Annotated in this window: 18 protein-coding genes; 15 read left to right on the top strand and 3 right to left on the bottom strand. The window is 72.1% G+C overall.

Features of this window, described 5'->3' with window-relative positions; genetic code table 11:
* Positions 1-117 precede the first annotated feature (117 nt).
* The 14 genes from ACJ9NR_RS30250 to ACJ9NR_RS30185 all read left to right on the top strand — a co-directional run bounded on the left by ACJ9NR_RS30250 (position 118) and on the right by ACJ9NR_RS30185 (position 13,124).
* Positions 118-1,407, top strand: coding sequence for a GAF domain-containing protein (locus tag ACJ9NR_RS30250; protein ID WP_412491563.1), 1,290 nt, complete (start codon positions 118-120; stop codon positions 1,405-1,407).
* 262 nt (positions 1,408-1,669) lie between these two features.
* Entirely contained in the window at positions 1,670-2,938 is a 1,269-nt protein-coding gene (locus ACJ9NR_RS30245) for a hypothetical protein (RefSeq protein ID WP_412491564.1), read from the top strand.
* Positions 2,939-2,955: 17 nt separating this feature from the next.
* Positions 2,956-3,528 (top strand): GNAT family N-acetyltransferase, encoded by a 573-nt coding sequence (locus ACJ9NR_RS30240; protein ID WP_412491565.1) that lies wholly within the window; start codon positions 2,956-2,958, stop codon positions 3,526-3,528.
* A gap of 127 nt (positions 3,529-3,655) precedes the next feature.
* On the top strand, positions 3,656-3,739 hold the full coding sequence (locus ACJ9NR_RS30235; protein ID WP_309486338.1) for a putative leader peptide: 84 nt from the start codon (positions 3,656-3,658) through the stop codon (positions 3,737-3,739).
* A 129-nt stretch (positions 3,740-3,868) separates the two neighbouring features.
* Positions 3,869-5,569, top strand: coding sequence for a nitrite/sulfite reductase (locus tag ACJ9NR_RS30230; RefSeq protein ID WP_412491566.1), 1,701 nt, complete (start codon positions 3,869-3,871; stop codon positions 5,567-5,569).
* Positions 5,566-5,745, top strand: a complete 180-nt coding sequence (locus ACJ9NR_RS30225; protein ID WP_412491567.1) for a hypothetical protein — start codon at positions 5,566-5,568, stop codon at positions 5,743-5,745. Before ACJ9NR_RS30230 ends, ACJ9NR_RS30225 begins: the two co-directional genes overlap by 4 nt.
* Positions 5,742-6,452 carry a phosphoadenylyl-sulfate reductase gene (locus ACJ9NR_RS30220; protein WP_412491568.1) on the top strand — a complete coding sequence of 237 codons (711 nt, stop codon included), beginning with the start codon at positions 5,742-5,744 and terminating at the stop codon, positions 6,450-6,452. Before ACJ9NR_RS30225 ends, ACJ9NR_RS30220 begins: the two co-directional genes overlap by 4 nt.
* A gap of 2 nt (positions 6,453-6,454) precedes the next feature.
* Positions 6,455-7,024, top strand: coding sequence for an adenylyl-sulfate kinase (gene cysC / locus ACJ9NR_RS30215; RefSeq protein ID WP_412491569.1), 570 nt, complete (start codon positions 6,455-6,457; stop codon positions 7,022-7,024).
* Positions 7,021-7,956 (top strand): sulfate adenylyltransferase subunit CysD, encoded by a 936-nt coding sequence (cysD, locus tag ACJ9NR_RS30210; RefSeq protein WP_412512745.1) that lies wholly within the window; start codon positions 7,021-7,023, stop codon positions 7,954-7,956. Before cysC ends, cysD begins: the two co-directional genes overlap by 4 nt.
* A 2-nt stretch (positions 7,957-7,958) precedes the next feature.
* Positions 7,959-9,293 (top strand): sulfate adenylyltransferase subunit 1, encoded by a 1,335-nt coding sequence (locus tag ACJ9NR_RS30205; RefSeq protein WP_412491571.1) that lies wholly within the window; start codon positions 7,959-7,961, stop codon positions 9,291-9,293.
* A 223-nt stretch (positions 9,294-9,516) separates the two neighbouring features.
* Positions 9,517-10,620, top strand: a complete 1,104-nt coding sequence (locus tag ACJ9NR_RS30200) for an aliphatic sulfonate ABC transporter substrate-binding protein (protein ID WP_412491572.1) — start codon at positions 9,517-9,519, stop codon at positions 10,618-10,620.
* Between the two features lie 35 nt (positions 10,621-10,655).
* Positions 10,656-11,459 (top strand): ABC transporter ATP-binding protein, encoded by an 804-nt coding sequence (locus ACJ9NR_RS30195; protein WP_412491573.1) that lies wholly within the window; start codon positions 10,656-10,658, stop codon positions 11,457-11,459.
* The gene (locus ACJ9NR_RS30190; RefSeq protein ID WP_412491574.1) at positions 11,446-12,354 is read left to right on the top strand and encodes an ABC transporter permease; all 909 of its coding nucleotides are present in this window, start codon (positions 11,446-11,448) and stop codon (positions 12,352-12,354) included. Before ACJ9NR_RS30195 ends, ACJ9NR_RS30190 begins: the two co-directional genes overlap by 14 nt.
* Before the next feature lie 5 nt (positions 12,355-12,359).
* A complete protein-coding gene (locus tag ACJ9NR_RS30185; protein ID WP_412512744.1) occupies positions 12,360-13,124 on the top strand; it encodes a sirohydrochlorin chelatase in 765 nt (254 codons plus the stop codon).
* A gap of 62 nt (positions 13,125-13,186) precedes the next feature.
* Here the strand turns inward: ACJ9NR_RS30185 and ACJ9NR_RS30180 are convergent, their stop codons facing one another.
* The 3 genes from ACJ9NR_RS30180 to ACJ9NR_RS30170 form a co-directional block, all read right to left on the bottom strand.
* A complete protein-coding gene (locus tag ACJ9NR_RS30180; RefSeq protein ID WP_412491576.1) occupies positions 13,187-13,804 on the bottom strand; it encodes a mycothiol-dependent nitroreductase Rv2466c family protein in 618 nt (205 codons plus the stop codon).
* Between the two features lie 55 nt (positions 13,805-13,859).
* Positions 13,860-14,453 carry a TIGR03086 family metal-binding protein gene (locus ACJ9NR_RS30175; RefSeq protein ID WP_412491577.1) on the bottom strand — a complete coding sequence of 198 codons (594 nt, stop codon included), beginning with the start codon at positions 14,451-14,453 and terminating at the stop codon, positions 13,860-13,862.
* A gap of 173 nt (positions 14,454-14,626) precedes the next feature.
* Positions 14,627-15,172, bottom strand: a complete 546-nt coding sequence (locus ACJ9NR_RS30170; protein ID WP_412491578.1) for a DUF1697 domain-containing protein — start codon at positions 15,170-15,172, stop codon at positions 14,627-14,629.
* 419 nt (positions 15,173-15,591) lie between these two features.
* Between ACJ9NR_RS30170 and ACJ9NR_RS30165 the strand changes: the two genes are divergently transcribed.
* Positions 15,592-17,853, top strand: coding sequence for an MMPL family transporter (locus ACJ9NR_RS30165; RefSeq protein WP_412491579.1), 2,262 nt, complete (start codon positions 15,592-15,594; stop codon positions 17,851-17,853).
* Positions 17,854-17,883 lie beyond the last annotated feature (30 nt).

The raw sequence follows: 17,883 nt of genomic DNA, 5'->3' as shown, positions 1-17,883 counted from the left end.
TCCGTCCGTCAGCGCCGGACGGCACTATGAGACGGACAGTGCTGGACGACTCGACGGCCCGTGGCCGGAACGCCACGGGAAAGCGGTTGTCCCGAACCCTTCTTCCCGGGAGGACCAGTGGCGCCATCGCCGACGGACCTGACGCAGCTCGCCCTGGTCGACACGGCACGGGCGGCGCGGGTGCTGAGCGAGCTGCGCTCGGCCAGGCTCTCGGGGCAGCGCACGCCCATCGCCCCGCGCCCGGTGATCGAGCAGTCCTGGGGACGGATGCTGCGCAGCGGCATCGACCCCGACCACGACCGCCGCTCCGGGCTGCTGTCCGCCGACGAGGTGCGGCGGCGCCGGGAGAGTTCGGCGCTGCGGCACGTCCTGCCGGTGCTGCGCAAGGGGCTGCTGTCCGTCGCGGACGTCGCCCACCACATCATGGTGGTCGCCGACGAGGACGGCCGGGTGCTGTGGCGCGAGGGCAGCCCGGCCGTGCTGCGCAGGGCCGACGCGCTCGGCCTCGAACTCGGCGCGGACTGGCGGGAGGACGTCGTCGGCACCAACGGCCTCGGCACGCCCGCGGTGGAGCGCCGGCCGGTGCAGGTCTTCGCCTCCGAGCACTTCGTGCGCTCGCAGACCAGCTGGACGTGCACCGGCGCGCCGATCACCGATCCGCGCGACGGGCGGCTGCTGGGGGTGGTGGACATCAGCGGACCGCTGGAGACGATGCACCCGGCCACGCTCGCCTGGGTGGACTCGGTGGCCAAACTCGCCGAGGCCCGGCTGCGCGAACTGCACCTGGCCTCGCTGGAGCGGCTGCGCGCGGTGGCCGCGCCGGTGCTGGCGCGGGCCGGCGGCCGGGCGGTGGCGGTGGACCGGGACGGCTGGACCGCGGCGGTGACCGGAATGCCGTACACCGGCCGGATCACGCTGCCCAAGTCCCTGTCGGCGGGCCGCCGGTGGCTGCACCCGCTCGGCCTGTGCACGGTGGAGCCGCTGGCGGAGGGCTGGCTGATCCGGGCCTGGGACGAGCCGCTGCCGCACGGCACCACCAGGATCGTGCTGGATCTGTCGCAGCCGCGCCGCTGGTCGGTGACGGTGTCCGGGAGCGCGGGTTCCTGGTGCCGTGAACTGAGCCCCCGGCACGCCGAGTTGCTGTACCTGCTCGCACTCGGCCGCGACGGGTGCAGCGCGGCGGGCCTGGCCGAGGAGATGTTCGGGGACCCGGCCCGCCGGGTGACCGTGCGCGCGGAGATGTCCCGGGTGCGGCGCTATCTCGGGGGGCTGCTGGAGCACCGGCCGTACCGCTTCACCGAGGGCGCGGAGGTGGAGCTGCTCCTGCCGGCCGAGCCGCGCGACCTGCTGCCGCAGTCGACGGCGCCGGCGGTGCGGCGGGCGCGGGAGCCGGCCGGGACGCCCTGACGCAGGCCCGCCGGGGCGCCGGTCGCGTGCGCGGCGTCACCGCGGTGCACCCCTGGGTGACCCCGGCGGGGTCATCTTCCGCATATTTGCAGGTTCTTCGTCCCCGATCACGCCGGACTGCCGTAGCATCCTCTACGGGCCATCCCACCTGCTTCTTTGGTCAACGTACGGACCAATGAACGCAGTTGGCCCGCCTCGGCCGGCGAGCCGGTGGACGGGGCCGGTGCGCCCCGGAGGCAGACCGCCCTGGAAGGAGGGCCGTATGACGCGGCGTGGCCGACATCGCAGGCAGAAGCGGGGCCGCGCGCTGCGCGCCCTGCTCGCCGGGACCGCCCTCGCCCTCACCGCCGCCGCCACGATGATCAGCGTCTCGCAGGCCACGGTGAGCGATCGGCCCGGGGCGCTGAAGGCGCTCCCCCTCTCCGGCCGGGAGGCCGCCGGGCTGCGGTTGCAGGAGCACGCGGTGCCGCGGAGAACGCTCGACCGGCTCGCCTCCGCGATGGGCAGGCCCGTCGGCGTCACCACCGTCCTCGGCGACGCCGACCACTCCCTGCTCGACGCGACCGACTGCCCGTCCACCGCGCGCGCGGAGCTGCCCGTCGCCCCGGTGGCCCGGCGCGCGTACTGCTGGGGCGCCGCCGACACCCGTGGCTGGCGGGCCGGCGCGGTCACCACCTCCGGTGACGCGGACGACGACGGCCACTGGGGCGAGCACCGGGTGATCCTCTCCGGCTGGAGCCGCGGCAGCGGCCGGGCCGGCCACGCCCGGGTGGCCTTCGTCGACGCCACCGACCCGGCCCATCTGACCTACACCTGGGCCGCGCTCGCCGTCACGGTCGACGGCGGCCGTGACTACCGCGCCCTCGCCTCCCCCGTCTCCGGCATGGTCTGGTACCAGGGCAAGCTGCTGGTCAGCACCGCCGACGGGCTGTACGTGTACGACGTGCACCGCATCCAGCGGGCCACCGTCGACAGCGGCGCGGTGGGCCGGGTGCGCGGCGGCTGGTCGGCGTACGGCTCGAAGTACGTGCTGCCGGCGGTCGGTTCGTACCGGTTCGCCGGGAGGACCGCGGGCCCGGCGGCGATCTCGCTCGACCGCAGCACCGCGCCCGACAGCCTGGTCGCGAGCGAGCGGGTGCCGGCGGACAGCCGGCGGAGCACCCGGCTGTGGCGCTACGCCTTCAGCGGCGACCCGGTGCGTGCCGGCCTGCTGGCCACCGACGCCGCGGGCCGCGCGGTCCCGTCCCAGGCGTACCGGACGACGGCGACCGGCGTCGGCGGGGTCCTGTCCTACCGCTCGCGGTGGTATCTGGCGCGCGCGGCGGACCCCCCGGACGGCCACGGCACCCTCTGGCGGCAGGACACGCACAAGGCGCGGGCCACCCGGTGCGGTGCGGACGACTTCCACCACTGCTGGAGCGGACGGGCCGGGTCGCTGTCGTACTGGCAGCGGACCGGTGAGGTCTGGGGCCAGTCGGGCCGGATGCTCTTCGCACTGCCGCTGGCCTCGATCGACAGGTCCCTGGGATAGATGATTCCCTGACGGGCATGACCAACATCCCCGTGACCACCTGGTCCCTGGAGCAGACCGCCCGGGCCGACCTGCTGCCGGCCGCCACGCCGGAGGGGGACGTCCGCATCGTCCGCGCCGAGGTCCCCTCCCCCGAGTTCAGCCGCTTCCTGTACGCGTCCGTCGGCGGCGACATCCACTGGATCGACCGGCTGGGCTGGACCTACGCGCGGTGGCGGGAGCAGCTGGAGCGGCCGGGGACGGAGACCTGGGTCGCCTACGACCGGGGCACACCCGCGGGATACGTCGAGCTCGACCCGCAGGACGACGGGGTCGTGGAGATCGCCTACTTCGGCCTGATCCCCGCCTTCCGGGGCCGCCGCATCGGCGGACACCTGCTGTCCTACGGCACCGCCCGCGCCTGGGACCTCGCCGAGCGCTGGCCGGAGCGGACGCCGACGAAGCGCGTCTGGGTGCACACGTGCAGCCTGGACGGCGAGCACGCGATGGCCAACTACCGGCGCCGGGGCTTCACGCTCTTCGACACCGAGGTCGAGGAGCAGCGCGAGGTGCCCGCGCCCGGCCCGTGGGCCGGCGCCTACCCGGTGTGACCTGGACGGACAAGAGCGGCGAAGGCCAATGTGACCGAGGACACCCTTGTCCCATATTCCGGGACAAGGATGTCCACATCGCGGACGAAGCTGGACTGTGTCCAGATCGCCGTGCCACGCTTCCGTCATGTCTGGAACTGGAATTGCCTTGGTGAGTCGGCGGCACGTCGACCTCGGCCGCATGTCCAGCGCCATCTGTCCGGCGAGCTGACAGCACAGCACGCCCGGCATTCCTGACTCTTTCCCCCTTCTTCCCGCGCGATGCCGCGCATGCCTGCCCATGCGCCCGTACGCGCAGGTCACAGCCGTATTCCCGCCTGTCCCGAAGGACGTATCAACCATGGCCGCCACCCCGCCGAAGCCTGCCGCCGCGACCCCCCGCCGCAAGGTGAGCCGTCACCGCGGCGAGGGCCAGTGGGCCGCGGGGCACTTCACCCCGCTCAACGGCAACGAGCAGGCCAAGAAGGACGACGACGGTCTCAATGTGCGGACACGCATTGAGACGATCTACTCCAAGCGCGGCTTCGACTCGATCGACCCCGGCGACCTGCGCGGACGGATGCGCTGGTGGGGGCTGTACACCCAGCGCAAGCCCGGGATCGACGGCGGCAAGACCGCGGTCCTGGAGCCGGAGGAGCTGGACGACGAGTACTTCATGCTGCGCGTCCGTATCGACGGCGGTGCGCTGACCACCGGGCAGCTGCGCGTCATCGGCGAGATCTCGCAGGAGTTCGCGCGCGGCACCGCGGACATCACCGACCGGCAGAACGTCCAGTTCCACTGGATCCGGATCGAGGACGTGCCCGGGATCTGGGAGCGCCTGGAGGGCGTGGGACTGTCCACGATCACCGCCTGCGGCGACTCCCCGCGTGTGATGATCGGCTCCCCGGTCGCGGGCATCGCCGAGGACGAGATCATCGACGCCACCCCGGCGCTGGAGGAGATGAAGCGCCGGGTCCTGAACAACAAGGCGTACTCGAACCTCCCCCGGAAGTTCAAGACGGCCATCTCGGGATCGCCGCTGCTGGACGTGGTGCACGAGATCAACGACGTCTCCTTCGTCGGCGTGCGCCACCCCGAGCACGGCCCCGGCTTCGACGTCTGGGTCGGCGGCGGACTGTCCACCAACCCCAAGCTGGGCGTGCGGCTCGGCGCCTGGGTGCCGATCGAGGAGGTCCCCGACGTCTACGAGGGCGTCATCTCGATCTTCCGCGACTACGGCTACCGCCGGCTGCGCACCCGCGCCCGGCTGAAGTTCCTCGTCGCCGACTGGGGCGCGGAGAAGTTCCGCCAGGTGCTCGAGGACGAGTACCTCGGCGGGCGCAAACTGATCGACGGCCCCGCCCCCGAACAGCCGGTCCAGCGGTGGCGCGACCACATCGGCGCGCACCGGCAGCGGGACGGCCGGTTCTACGTCGGCTTCGCCCCGCGCGTCGGCCGCGTCGACGGCGCCACCCTGACGAAGGTCGCCGACCTCGCGGAGGCGCACGGCTCGGGCCGGGTGCGCACCACCGTCGAGCAGAAGATGATCATCCTTGACGTCGAGGAGGGCCAGGTCGACTCGCTCGTGGACGAGCTGGAGGCGCTGGACCTCACCGCCCGGCCGTCCACCTTCCGGCGCGGCACCATGGCCTGCACCGGCATCGAGTTCTGCAAGCTCGCCATCGTCGAGACCAAGCAGCGCGGCGCGCAGCTGATCGACGAACTGGAGCGCCGCCTGCCGGACTTCGACGAGCCGCTCACCATCAACCTCAACGGCTGCCCGAACGCCTGCGCCCGTATCCAGGTCGCGGACATCGGTCTCAAGGGCCAGTTGGTCCTCGACGACAACGGCGAGCAGGTCGAGGGCTACCAGGTGCACCTCGGCGGCGCGCTCGGCCTGGAGGCCGGCTTCGGCCGCAAGGTCCGCGGCCTGAAGGTGACGTCGGACGAGCTGCCCGACTACATCGAACGTGTCCTGAAGCGCTTCCAGGCCGAACGCGAGGACGGCGAGCGGTTCGCCGCCTGGGCCTCGCGCGCGTCCGAGGAGGCCCTGTCATGAGCGAGCGCGCGGCCCCCTTCTACTGCCCCTACTGCGGGGACGAGGACCTACGGCCCGGTGAGCAGGGCCATGGCTGCTGGGAGTGCGCGGCGTGCAACCGAGCCTTTCGGCTGGCGTTCCTCGGGCTGCTCGCCCGCGGTCTGCAGCACACCGGAGCAGGGGGAGACGAGACATGACCGCGGTGACGCACGAGCGGACGACCGAGGACCTGAAGGCGCTCGCCGAGCAGGCGGGCCGCGACCTGGAGGACGCCTCCGCCCTGGAGATCCTCAGGTGGGCGGCCGCGACCTTCGGCAGGCGGTTCTGCGTGACCTCGTCCATGGAGGACGCGGTGGTCGCCCACCTCGCCTCCCGGGCCATGCCCGGCGTGGACGTGGTGTTCCTCGACACCGGCTACCACTTCCCGGAGACCATCGGCACCCGGGACGCGGTGGAGGCCGTGATGGACGTCAACGTCATCACGCTGACCCCCCGTCAGTCGGTCGCCGAGCAGGACGCGGAGTACGGCCCGAAACTGCACGACCGCGACCCCGACCTGTGCTGCAGGCTGCGCAAGGTCCAGCCGCTGGAGCGGGGCCTGGAGAACTATGTCGCCTGGGCGACCGGTCTGCGCCGCGACGAGTCCCCGACCCGGGCGGACACCCCGGTGGTCGGCTGGGACGAGAAGCGGCAGAAGGTCAAGATCTCGCCGATCGCCCGCTGGAGCCAGGACGACGTGGACGCGTACGTGGCCGAACACGGCGTCCTGACCAACCCGTTGCTGATGGACGGCTACCCGTCCGTCGGCTGCGCCCCCTGCACCCGCCGGGTGCTGGAGGGCGAGGACGCGCGCGCCGGCCGCTGGGCCGGCCGGGCCAAGACCGAGTGCGGGCTGCACGGCTGACCATGACCGTGACCTCTACGAATCAGGAGACACACGTGACGACCGGAGCCACCGTCTGGCTCACGGGTCTGCCGAGTGCCGGCAAGACCACCATCGCGTACGAGCTGGCGGGCCGGCTGCGCGAGGAGGGCCACCTCGTCGAGGTGCTCGACGGCGACGAGATCCGCGAGTTCGTCTCGGCGGGCCTCGGCTTCACCCGCGAGGACCGGCACACCAACGTGCAGCGCATCGGCTTCCTCGCCGACCTGCTCGCCCGCAACGGCGTCACGGCCCTCGTCCCGGTGATCGCACCGTACGCCGACAGCCGTGAGGCCGTGCGCAAGCGCCACCACAGGAGCGGGGCGCCGTACCTCGAGGTGCACGTCGCGACCCCGGTCGAGGTGTGCTCCGTGCGTGACGTGAAGGGCCTCTACGCCAAGCAGGCCGCGGGCGAACTGAGCGGGCTGACCGGGGTCGACGACCCCTACGAGGAGCCCGAGTCGCCCGACCTGCGCATCGAGTCGCAGCACCAGACCGTCCAGGAATCCGCGGCCGCGGTCCACGCGCTGCTCACCGAAAGGGGACTGGCATGACGACCGTCGCCACCGTCGAGGAGGGCACGGGCTCCCCGTACGCCCTCTCGCACCTGGACGCCCTGGAGTCGGAGGCGGTGCACATCTTCCGCGAGGTGGCCGGTGAGTTCGAGCGGCCGGTGATCCTCTTCTCCGGCGGCAAGGACTCCATCCTCATGCTGCACCTGGCACTGAAGGCCTTCGCCCCCGCCCCCGTGCCCTTCGCCCTGCTGCACGTGGACACCGGACACAACTTCCCCGAAGTCCTCGCCTACCGCGACCGCGTCGTCCAACGCCACGGCCTGCGCCTGCACATCGCCTCCGTCCAGGACTACATCGACCGGGGAATACTGCGCGAACGCCCCGACGGCACCCGCAACCCCCTGCAGACCCTGCCCCTGACCGAGAAGATCCAGAACGAGAAGTTCGACGCCGTCTTCGGCGGCGGACGACGCGACGAGGAAAAAGCCCGCGCCAAGGAACGCGTCTTCTCCCTGCGCGACGAGTTCTCCCAGTGGGACCCCCGCCGCCAGCGCCCCGAACTGTGGAACCTCTACAACGGCCGGCACGCCCCCGGCGAACACGTCCGGGTCTTCCCCCTCTCCAACTGGACCGAACTCGACGTCTGGCAGTACATCGCCCGCGAGGACATCGAACTCCCCCAGATCTACTACGCGCACGAGCGCGAGGTGTTCGACCGCAACGGCATGTGGCTGACGGCCGGCGAGTGGGGCGGCCCGAAGGACGGCGAGAGCGTCGAGAAGCGGCAGGTGCGCTACCGCACCGTCGGCGACATGTCCTGCACCGGCGCCGTCGACTCCGACGCCGACACCATCGACAAGGTGATCGCCGAGATCGCCGCCTCCCGGCTGACCGAACGCGGCGCGACACGCGCCGACGACAAGCTCTCCGAGGCCGCCATGGAGGACCGCAAGCGCGAGGGGTACTTCTAAGCATGAGCACGATCTCGACCGAGGAACTCCCGGCCACCACCCTGCTGCGCTTCGCCACCGCCGGCTCCGTCGACGACGGCAAGTCGACCCTGGTGGGCCGGCTGCTGCACGACTCCAAGTCGGTCCTCGCCGACCAGCTGGAAGCCGTCGAACACGCCTCCCGCAACCGCGGCCAGGAGACCCCCGACCTGGCACTGCTGACCGACGGCCTGCGCGCCGAGCGCGAGCAGGGCATCACCATCGACGTCGCCTACCGCTACTTCGCCACCCCCAGACGGCGCTTCATCCTCGCCGACACCCCCGGCCACGTGCAGTACACCCGCAACATGGTCACCGGCGCCTCCACCGCCGAACTGACCGTGATCCTCGTCGACGCCCGCAACGGCGTGGTCGAACAGACCCGCCGCCACGCCGCGATCGCGGCCCTGCTGCGCGTGCCGCACGTCGTCCTGGCCGTCAACAAGATGGACCTGGTCGGCTACCGGGAGCCCGTCTTCGCCGCGATCGCCGAGGAGTTCACGGCGTACGCGACCGAGCTGGGCGTGCCCGAGGTCACCGCCATCCCGATCTCCGCCCTCGCCGGCGACAACGTCGTGGAGCCCTCCGCCACCATGGACTGGTACGGCGGCCCGACCGTCCTGGAGCACCTGGAGACCGTCCCGGTCAGCCACGATCTGAGCCACTGCCACGCGCGGCTGCCGGTGCAGTACGTGATCCGGCCGCAGAGCGCCGAGCACCCCGACTACCGGGGCTACGCGGGCCAGATCGCCGCCGGTTCGTTCCGCGTCGGCGAGCCGGTCACGGTGCTGCCGTCCGGCCGCGCGTCGCGGATCTCCGGGATCGACCTGCTCGGCGAGCCGGTCGACGCCGCCTGGACCACCCAGTCGGTGACGCTCCTGCTGGAGGACGACATCGACATCTCGCGCGGCGACCTGATCGTGCCCAGCAAGGACGCCCCGGCGACCACGCAGGACGTCGAGGCGACGGTCTGCCACGTCGCCGACGCGGCGCTGACCGTCGGCCACCGGGTGCTGCTCAAGCACGGCACCCGCACCGTCAAGGCGATCGTGAAGGACATCCCGTCCCGGCTGACCCTGGCCGACCTGTCGCTGCACCCGCACCCGGGACAGCTCGTCGCCAACGACATCGGCCGGGTGAAGATCCGCACCGCCGAGCCGCTGCCGGTCGACTCCTACGCCGACTCGCGCCGCACCGGCTCCTTCATCCTGATCGATCCCAGCGACGGCACCACGCTCACCGCCGGGATGGTCGGCGAGTCGTTCGCGTCCCCCGAGCCCGTCGAGGACGCCTCCGACGACGACGGCTGGGACTTCTGACATGGACTCCCAGGACTACTACTCCACGTTCGCGAAGGAGGGCGGCCGCGTCGGCAGCGGTGCTCTCGGCAGCGGGCAGGGCGGAGTGCCGCGATGTGTGCGCTGACGTACGCGCACCGCACGCGCGCCCTCACCCCCCGCCGTCGTAGACGCAAACCTGCCGATCTCCCGGCCACGACCTGACGGGCCGTGACCGCCGGGCCTGGCGAGAGGACCACCTCCCGTGCCTGCAACCACCGTCCCGCGCCGCGTGCTCGCGGTCGTGGCCGCCCTGCCCCTCCTGGCCCTGGCCGCCTGCGGCTACGGCTCCCAGGCCAGAACCGACGACACCGCGAAGATCGCGGCCGGGGCCGAGAAGACCGACGGCCTCGACTCGGTCAGGATCGGGTACTTCGGCAACCTGACCCACGCCACCGCGCTGGTGGGGATGGAAAAGGGCTTCTTCCAGAAGGAGCTGGGCGCCACCAGGGTCAGGCCCGCCGTCTTCAACGCCGGCCCCTCCGAGATCGAGGCACTCGACTCGGGCTCCCTGGACATCGGGTGGATCGGCCCCTCCCCCGCCGTCAACGGCTACGTCAAGTCGGGCGGCAAGAGCCTGCGGATCATCGGCGGTTCGGCGTCCGGCGGCGTGAAGCTGGTGGTCGACCCGGAGAAGATCAAGTCCCTGGACGACGTCAGGGGCAAGCGGATCGCCACCCCGCAGCTCGGCAACACGCAGGACGTGGCGTTCCTCGACTGGGCCGCGGGCAGGGGCTGGAAGGTCGACGCGCAGAGCGGCAAGGGCGACGTCACGGTCGTCCGCACGGACAACAGGATCACCCCGGACGCCTTCCGGTCCGGCTCCGTCGACGGCGCCTGGGTGCCGGAGCCGACCGCGTCGCGGCTGGTCGCCGAGGGCGGCAGGGTGCTGCTCGACGAATCGTCGCTGTGGCCGGACGGGAAGTTCGTGATCACCAACATCGTCGTGTCGCAGAGGTTCCTGAAGCAGCACCCGAAGGCAGTCGAGGCCGTGCTGAGGGGTTCCGTCGCGGCCAACAAGTGGATCAACGCGCATCCGGACGAGGCGAGGACCGCGGCGAACAGGCAACTGGCCGAGGACTCCGGCGCGGCACTGCCGGCCGCCGTCCTCGACCGGGCCTGGACGTCCATCCGGTTCACCGACGACCCGCTCGCCTCCACCCTCGGCACCGAGGCGGAGCACGCGGTCAGGGCCGGTCTGCTGGAAAAGCCCGACCTGAAGGGGATCTACGACCTCACGATCCTCAACAAGGTCCTCGATGCCGACGGCGCGAGCACGGTCGGCGACGCCGGTCTCGGCACCAGCTGACGCAGATCCCGACGACTTCCCAGGAGGTGACGACCATGGCCACGACCACGACTCCCGCCGAGGCCGGCGAGACCGCCCAGGCCGGCGAGGCGGTCGAGTACGCGGCGCGCATCGAGCACGTCTCGAAGTCCTTCGCGACTCCGGGCGGGCGGCAACCGGTCCTGGACGACATCAGCATCGATGTCGCACCGGGCGAGTTCGTCACCCTCCTGGGTGCCTCGGGCTGCGGCAAGTCCACGCTGCTGAACCTGGTGGCGGGCCTGGACCGGCCGAGCGCCGGCCGCATCACGACCGACGGGCGCCCGGCGCTGATGTTCCAGGAGCACGCCCTCTTCCCGTGGCTGACCGCGGGCAAGAACATCGAACTCGCCCTCAAGCTCAGGGGAGTTCCCCGGCCGGAGCGGCGCGGCAGGGCGGAGGAACTGCTGGCGCTGGTCCGGCTGAAGGGCGCGCACGGCAAGCGCGTCCACGAGCTGTCGGGCGGGATGCGCCAGCGTGTGGCGATGGCCCGCGCGCTCGCCCAGGAGAGCAACCTGCTGCTGATGGACGAGCCCTTCGCGGCACTGGACGCCATCACGCGGGACGTGCTGCACGACGAGCTGACCCGCATCTGGGCGGAGACCGGGCTCTCGGTCCTGTTCGTGACGCACAACGTGCGCGAGGCGGTGCGGCTGGCCCAGCGGGTCGTCCTGCTGTCCTCCCGCCCGGGCCGGATCGCCCGCGAGTGGAGGGTCGGCATCCCGCAGCCGCGCCGTATCGAGGACGCGCCCGTGGCCGAGCTGTCTCTCGAGATCACCGATGTTCTGCGCAGGGAGATCCGCCGTCATGGCCAGCACTGACACGACCGCCGCGCACGACGCCGGAAGTACCGCCGCGCACGACGCCGGAAGTGTCGAGGCGGGCCTCGACGCGCTGGAGACCACGGCCACCGGCCGTGCCCCCCTGCGCCAGACGCTCCGCACCAGGGTCCTGCCGCCGCTCATCGCCGTCGTCGTGGTCCTGGCGGTCTGGCAGGGGCTGATCACCTTCGAGGTCGTCGACGACCCGACCAGGCTGCCGTCGCCGGGCGACGTCTGGCAGGCCCTGCACCGCTCGTGGCTCGAGGGCACGCTGCTCGGCTACATCTGGACCAGCGTCTCGCGCGGTCTGCTGGGCTTCTGCCTCGCGCTGCTCATCGGCACCCCGCTGGGTCTGCTGGTGGCACGGGTGACGTTCGTCCGCGCGGCCATCGGGCCGATCCTGTCCGGCCTGCAGTCGCTGCCGTCGGTGGCCTGGGTGCCGCCGGCCGTGATCTGGCTGGGCCTGGACAACTCGATGATGTACGCCGTGATCCTGCTCGGCGCGGTCCCGTCCATCGCCAACGGCCTGGTGTCCGGCGTCGACCAGGTCCCGCCGCTGTTCCTGCGGGCGGGCCGCACGATGGGCGCGAGCGGGCTGAAGGGCACCTGGCACGTCACCCTGCCCGCTGCGCTGCCCGGTTACGTGGCCGGCATGAAGCAGGGCTGGGCGTTCTCCTGGCGCTCACTGATGGCGGCGGAGATCATCGCGAGCTTCCCCGATCTGGGTGTGGGCCTCGGCCAGTTGCTGGAGAACGCCCGCACCGCCGCCGACATGGCCATGGTGTTCGAGGCCATCCTGCTCATCCTGTTCGTCGGCATCGCCATCGACCTGCTGATCTTCAGTCCCCTGGAGCGGTGGGTGCTGCGCAGCCGCGGCCTGCTGGTGAAGGGCTGATCGCCATGCGTCCTGTGCGGCCGGTCCGCCCCGTCCTCGTCGTGGTCGCCCACGGCAGCCGCGACCCGCGGCACGCCGCGAGCGTGCGGGCCCTGGTCCGTCGCGTACGGTCGCTGCGGCCGGGGCTGCGCGTGGAGACCGGCTTCCTGGACTTCAGCGTCCCGTCCGTGCACGGGGTGCTGGAGTCGCTGGCGGCGGAGGGCGTCCGCGACGTGGTGGCGCTCCCGCTGCTGCTGACGCGCGCCTTCCACGCGAAGGCCGACATCCCCGCGGTCCTGCGGGAGGCGCCGCCGCGGCTGCGTGTCCGCCGGGCGGACGTGCTGGGCCCCGCGCCGCTGCTGCTGACCGCCCTCGAACGACGTCTGTACGAGGCGGGGCTGAGCCCCGCCGACAAGTCCTCGACCGGGGTCGTCCTGGCCTCGGCGGGGTCCACCGACCCGGAGGCGATCGCAGTGATCGCAGACATCGCGCGGGAGTGGCGGCACACCGGTTGGTGCGCCGTGCGGCCTGCGTTCGCCTCCGCGGGTTCTCCCGCGGGTTTCCCCCGCACGGAGGACGTGGTCCGCGACCTTCGCGCAATGGGCTGCGCGAAGGTCGCGGTCGCGCCGTACGTCCTGGCCCCCGGCTTCCTGCCGGACCGCATCGTGCGGGGCGCGGGCGGGGCGGACGTGCTGGCCGACGTGCTCGGGGCGGCGCCGGAGGTGGCGCGGGTGGTGCTGGACCGGTACGACGGGGCGCGGACACCGGCACCGGCGGCCGTGGGAGCCTGAGCCCCGCGGGACGGACCGGCCGGGCAGTGGCCCGCAGCGCCTGAAGGGCGCCGGGGAAGCGTTCAGTCGAAGCGCAGCGCACCCGTGCGGGTGCGCTTGAGCTCGAAGAAGTCCGGGCAGGCGGCCAGCGTGCGGAAGCCGTCGAAGAGCTCGGCCGCGCGGGCGCCTCGGGGGACGGCCCGCAGCACCGGGCCGAACCACACCGTTCCGTCGACGTGGAGCGTGGGTGTCCCCACATAGCCACCCGACTCCGGCTCAGCGCCCGCCTCGTGGCTGCGGCGTACGGCGTCGTCGTACGACGGGTCGTGGGCGGCCGCCGCGAGGCCGGCCGGGAGACCCAGGTCGGCGAGGGAGCTGGCGATCACCGCGTCGAAGTCGTCCTCCTTCCGCTCGTGGATGCGGCTGCCGAAGGCGGTGTAGAGCTCGCGCAGGACCTTCTCGCCGTGCCGTTCGGCGGCGGCCACGGCGACCCGTACGGGGCCGACGGACCTGTCGACCAGCTCCCGGTACCAGTCGGGCAGTTCGTTGCCGACGTTGTGCAGGTGGAGACTCATCGCGTGGAAGCGGAGGTCGAGCGGGCGGTCCCGCTCGACCTCCAGCAGCCAGCGGGAGGTGATCCAGGCGAAGGGACAGGCGGGGTCGAACCAGAAGTCGACACGGGTGGGCGGGGTGCTCGTCATGGCGTCGACGCTAGCGCCGCAATGGTGCATAACATCGACCCATTCCGCGACCTTTTCAGTGGCCCAATTTTGGATCCCGTCCGCTGGAGGCGAGCGCGCGGTCGAACACGGGCGCGTCGTCGGGCACCGGTACCGGGTCGGCGAAGCCGTCGTACTGCCGGTAGAGGGCTCCGTGCTTCTCGACCACGTGGAGGACGAAGCGGGCGGCCTCGTCGGAGACGTGGAAGCGTCGGCCGGTGGCGGTGGCGACGTCCCAGCCGTGGACGGCCGTCTCCTTGATGACCATCGACGCGATGTCGAGGGCGGGCACCTTCGCCGCGCCGAGGTCGACCTCGCCCTCCCACACGGCCGGGTCGGCCCAGGCCGCCACGGCGCGGTCCAGCTGGGCGGCGTAGGCCGCGGGCCAGTCGGGGTCGGCGGTGAAGTCGCGGGCGGTCAGCTCCTCGGGGAGCTGCCTGCGCAGGGCGCGGTGCTCCAGGCCGTGGGAGGTGTAGAGGACCCAGTGGTTGACCAGGGCGCGGAGGTCCCAGCCGGTGCAGTGGGTGGGCTCGCCGAGCCGGTCCGCCGGGACGCCGCGCGCGACGCGCGCCGCCTCGGCGGCGCATTCGCGCATGTACGGGTGCAGTTGCCTGGGGTCGTCGTACGTCATGCGCTCCACGCTAGGAAGCCCCCGCCCGGGACGCTTGAAGAAACGCGACGGCTTCCCCGGCCCGGGCGGCTTCCCCGGCCCGGGCGGCTTCGGCGGTCACGGCGGGCCCGGCGACCCGGGCGACCGGCACGGCGCCTCGCGGTCCGCGCCCGCGGGCCGGCCCTGGCGCCTGGTCACTCCGCCGTGAGCTCGACCAGCTTCACCACGGTGTTCCAGTTGCGGGTGGTCGCGATCAGGTCCTTGGTGAGACGGCGCTTCGACAGGTGCTCGGCGAGCCTGGAACGGCCGAGTCCGTCCGGGACGTAGAGGTACAGCTCGCGCTCGCCGAGCCGGAACTCCTCGGGCAGGTAGGTCTCCCGGTCGATCTCCGCGAAGCGCGCCGCGTCGACCGGCGCGGAGAAATAGGTGACGTGCAGCTGCCTGGCCTCCAGCTCGGCGGCCGGGAAGGGGCAGGCCTCGGCGACCGCCCTGAGGTAGGCGTGGTCGCGGACGATCACGTCGACCGAGAAGCCGAAGCGCTCCCCGATCGCGTCCGCCAGCTCGGCCGCGAGGGACTCCTCGTCGCCGTGGTCGGAGGCGAAGACGGCCTGGCCGCTCTGGAGGTGGGTGCGCACGCCGCCGTGTCCGAGGCCGATCATCAGCTGCCGCAGCTCGGCCATCGGGAGCTTCTTCGCGCCGCCCACGTTGATCCCGCGCAGCAGCGCCGCATACATCGTCATGGGCACACCCTAGGACGGCCGTCGTGCCCCGTGGGGGCGGGCACGACGGCCGTTTCCGCGCAGGCGGACTGCGCGAAACTCTGGCCGAACGACCGGGCCCGGAGCAACACCTACACGCAGCTGTGACTTGTTCAACAAAGTTCTGTAATCACAAAGGAGGAGCGATGCCGACGGACCGGACACGGGCCGGGCAGGGGCGGGGCAGGGGCCGGGCACCCTGATCATTACCTTCGGGTAGCCCGGATAGATGTAAGGGGCCGGTGTCCTCCCCAGCGGTGAGGCGACCGGGTCCGAGCGGATGAGTTCCGGCCGCGCCACTTCACCGGGCAGCACGACGAGACGCGCTTACGCCGGCCATACCGTCGAAGCGAAAGGTGGCGGCAGGGGGTCGCCACCGCGCACGAGGGGGCAGGCCCGTCATGGGGAACGGAGATTCGCGGGTGCGGGGCATGGCCGCCCGGGCCGGCGGCTGGAGCGCCCGGCACCGATGGGCCGCCGTCGGCATCTGGGTGCTGTTCGTGGCGCTGGCCATGGGGCTCGGTTCGGCCGCCGGCCGGGTCGACCTGAAGGACAGCGACCAGCTCAAGGGCGAGACGCACACCGCCGCGAGGATCATCGACGACGCGGGGATCAAGGAGCCGGCCGGCGAGACGGTTCTGATCCAGGCGAGGAGCGGCGGACCCAAGGCCACCGACGCCGAGTTCAAGGCGGCCGTCGGCGCCGTCGTGAAGGCGGTCGACGCGACCGGCAAGGTCACCGACGTGAGGTCGCCGTACGTCACGCGGACGATCTCCAAGGACGGGCGCAGCGCGCTGGTGCAGTTCGACATGCGCGGCGACGCCGAGACCGCGGGCGACCGCGTGGCACCCGTGCTGAAGGCCGTCGACGGCGTGCAGCAGGACCACCGGACGCTGCGGATCGAGGAGATCGGCAGCGCGAGCATGCAGAAGACGTTCGACGACGCGTTCGGGGACGACTTCCAGAAGGCCGAGCTCTCCGCGGTGCCGGTGGCCCTCGGGATCCTGCTCATCGCCTTCGGCGCACTGGTGGCCGCGCTGCTGCCGGTCGCCCTCGCGATCACCGCGATCATGGCGACGATGGGCCTGATGGGCATCGTCAGCCACCTCCAGCCGATGACCGACACCGCCAACTCCGTGATGCTGCTGGTCGGTCTGGCCGTGGGGGTCGACTACTGCCTGTTCTACCTGCGCCGCGAGCGCGAGGAGCGGGCCGCGGGACGCGACGCGCGGACGGCGCTGCAGATCGCCGCCGCCACCAGCGGCCGGGCGATCATCGTCTCGGGCATCACGGTCTGCGTGGCGATGGCGGGCATGCTCTTGACGGGGCTCGCCACGTTCGAGGGCATGGGCCTCGCCTCGCTGATGGTCGTCGCGGTCGCCATGGTCGGCTCCGTGACGGTGCTGCCCGCGCTGCTGTCGCTGCTGGGCGAGCGGGTCGAGAAGGGCAGGGTCCCCTTCCTGGCCAAGGCCATGGAACGCCGGGCCGAGCGCACGGGCGGCAAGAGCCGGTTCTGGACCGCCGTCCTGCGCGGGGTGCTCGCGAAGCCGCTGGTGTCGGTGCTGGTCGCGGCCGGCGCGCTGCTCGCGATCGCGGCGCCCGCGGTCGGCATGAAGACTCAGAACCTCACACTGGACCAGGAGTTCGGGAACTCGCTGCCGATCGTGCAGACGTACAACCGCGTCAACGACGCCTTCCCGGGCGGTTCCGAGCCGGCCGAGGTGGTCGTCAAGGCGAAGGACATCAACGCCCCCGAGGTGCGGTCCGCGCTCGCCGACTTCAAGGAGCGGGCGATCAGTTCGGGCGCCTCGCGCGGCCCGGTCGAGATCAAGCTGCACGACGCGCAGAACATCGCCTACGTCTACGTCCCGCTGGTCGGCGGCTCCGACCTGGACAAGGCCGGCGCCAGCCTGCACAAGCTCCGCGACGAGGTACGGCCCGCGACCCTGGGCAAGGTGGCCGGGGTGCAGGCGCCGATCACCGGGCAGGTGGCCGGTTCGCAGGACTTCAACGACCAGCTCGCCGGAGCCGTGGTCCCGGTCTTCGCGTTCGTCGTGGTCTTCGCCTTCGCGCTGATGCTGCTGTCGTTCCGCTCGCTGACGGTCGCGATCACCTCGATCCTGCTCAACCTGCTGTCGGTGGGCGCCGCCTACGGCATCCTCGTCGCCGTCTTCCAGCACGGCTGGGGCGCGTCCCTGGTGGGCGCGGCGGGCGTCGGCGCGATCATCACCTGGCTGCCGCTGTTCCTGTTCGTGATCCTGTTCGGGCTGAGCATGGACTACCACGTGTTCGTGGTCTCGCGGATCCGCGAGGCGCGGCTGCGCGGCCGTACGACGCGGGACGCGATCCAGCACGGTGTGGTCACCACGGCCGGTGTCGTCACCAGCGCCGCGGTCATCATGGTCGCCGTCTTCGCGATCTTCGGCACGCTGTCCATGCAGTCCATGAAGCAGATGGGCGTGGGCCTCGCGGCCGCGGTGCTCATCGACGCGACCGTCATCAGGGGCGTGCTGCTCCCGGCGGTGATGGCACTGCTGGGTGAGCGCAACTGGTACCTGCCGAGGTGGATGCGCCGGCTGCCGGACCTGACGCACGACGAGGCGGCGGACGCCGTGGTGGCGCCCGCGGTGCGGGACGACGAGGGCGAACCCGTCAGGGTGTGACCCCTCTCCGGCCGAGGGCCCGTTGGTCAC

The organism is Streptomyces sediminimaris (genome assembly GCF_047049295.1).
Lineage (GTDB): Bacteria > Actinomycetota > Actinomycetes > Streptomycetales > Streptomycetaceae > Streptomyces > Streptomyces sediminimaris.
Note: the sequence above shows the minus strand (reverse complement) of the source record. Positions and strands in the feature narration are given on the sequence as shown.

Bases quoted from the DNA above. Each gene is read 5' to 3' on its own strand.
- ACJ9NR_RS30245 (WP_412491564.1), top strand. From the start codon at position 1,670: ATGACGCGGCGTGGCCGACATCGCAGGCAGAAGCGGGGCCGCGCGCTG.
- ACJ9NR_RS30240 (WP_412491565.1), top strand. From the start codon at position 2,956: ATGACCAACATCCCCGTGACCACCTGGTCCCTGGAGCAGACCGCCCGG.
- ACJ9NR_RS30235 (WP_309486338.1), top strand. From the start codon at position 3,656: ATGTCTGGAACTGGAATTGCCTTGGTGAGTCGGCGGCACGTCGACCTC.
- ACJ9NR_RS30230 (WP_412491566.1), top strand. From the start codon at position 3,869: ATGGCCGCCACCCCGCCGAAGCCTGCCGCCGCGACCCCCCGCCGCAAG.
- ACJ9NR_RS30225 (WP_412491567.1), top strand. From the start codon at position 5,566: ATGAGCGAGCGCGCGGCCCCCTTCTACTGCCCCTACTGCGGGGACGAG.
- ACJ9NR_RS30220 (WP_412491568.1), top strand. From the start codon at position 5,742: ATGACCGCGGTGACGCACGAGCGGACGACCGAGGACCTGAAGGCGCTC.
- cysC (WP_412491569.1), top strand. From the start codon at position 6,455: ATGACCGTGACCTCTACGAATCAGGAGACACACGTGACGACCGGAGCC.
- cysD (WP_412512745.1), top strand. From the start codon at position 7,021: ATGACGACCGTCGCCACCGTCGAGGAGGGCACGGGCTCCCCGTACGCC.
- ACJ9NR_RS30205 (WP_412491571.1), top strand. From the start codon at position 7,959: ATGAGCACGATCTCGACCGAGGAACTCCCGGCCACCACCCTGCTGCGC.
- ACJ9NR_RS30195 (WP_412491573.1), top strand. From the start codon at position 10,656: ATGGCCACGACCACGACTCCCGCCGAGGCCGGCGAGACCGCCCAGGCC.
- ACJ9NR_RS30190 (WP_412491574.1), top strand. From the start codon at position 11,446: ATGGCCAGCACTGACACGACCGCCGCGCACGACGCCGGAAGTACCGCC.
- ACJ9NR_RS30185 (WP_412512744.1), top strand. From the start codon at position 12,360: ATGCGTCCTGTGCGGCCGGTCCGCCCCGTCCTCGTCGTGGTCGCCCAC.
- ACJ9NR_RS30180 (WP_412491576.1), bottom strand. From the start codon at position 13,804: ATGACGAGCACCCCGCCCACCCGTGTCGACTTCTGGTTCGACCCCGCC.
- ACJ9NR_RS30175 (WP_412491577.1), bottom strand. From the start codon at position 14,453: ATGACGTACGACGACCCCAGGCAACTGCACCCGTACATGCGCGAATGC.
- ACJ9NR_RS30170 (WP_412491578.1), bottom strand. From the start codon at position 15,172: ATGACGATGTATGCGGCGCTGCTGCGCGGGATCAACGTGGGCGGCGCG.
- ACJ9NR_RS30165 (WP_412491579.1), top strand. From the start codon at position 15,592: ATGGGGAACGGAGATTCGCGGGTGCGGGGCATGGCCGCCCGGGCCGGC.